We start from the raw sequence: 588 nt of genomic DNA, 5'->3' as shown, positions 1-588 counted from the left end.
GAATTACAAATAAATTCTTCGTTGGATTTACCTATAACATTGGAGAAAAATCGGATAGTAATTATAGTTCTGCTCCTAGTTCTTATATTGATTATCGGCAAATTGGCGAGTTTTCTAATTCCCGATACGGAGAGTATTTTGTGTTCAGAACTCAATACTTTTTCTATGATAATTTCTATGGTAGTTTGAATGCTGGTGTAGAAAAAGGATTTACAAAAGAAGAAAAAAATTTGATATATATAGGACGCAATATTGAGTATCAACCTTATTCAAAAATCACTACATTTTCGAACAGATATTTCGGAACCATGGGAATTGGTTATAGAAGAGAATTCTTTGAAAATTTTATATTGGGAATTGAATTCGAATATGGAATTATAAATTCAGGAAAAATCAAAGATCATTATACTTTTGACCCAGTATACTTTAATGGATTTCCTTTAAAATATATACAGGATTTATATTTTGGAAACCAATATAAAATGGGAAATTCTGAATTTTCAGTTATATCATTTTATGCAGGAATTGCATTATAAAATAAAATACTTCGCATAACAGCGACTTACCGCTTCGCTTCGGCACAAGGCC

At 29.8% G+C, this 588-nt stretch carries 1 protein-coding gene; it reads left to right on the top strand.

Annotation, left to right across the window (positions count from 1 at the left end; translation table 11 throughout):
- Window positions 1-536, top strand: a 536-nt coding sequence (locus ND812_RS18365; RefSeq protein WP_265376763.1) for a hypothetical protein, incomplete at its 5' end; no start/stop codon positions are given.
- Window positions 537-588: the final 52 nt, after the last annotated feature.

The sequence above is a fragment of the Leptospira limi genome, assembly GCF_026151395.1.
GTDB lineage: Bacteria > Spirochaetota > Leptospiria > Leptospirales > Leptospiraceae > Leptospira_A > Leptospira_A limi.
Note: the sequence above shows the minus strand (reverse complement) of the source record. Positions and strands in the feature narration are given on the sequence as shown.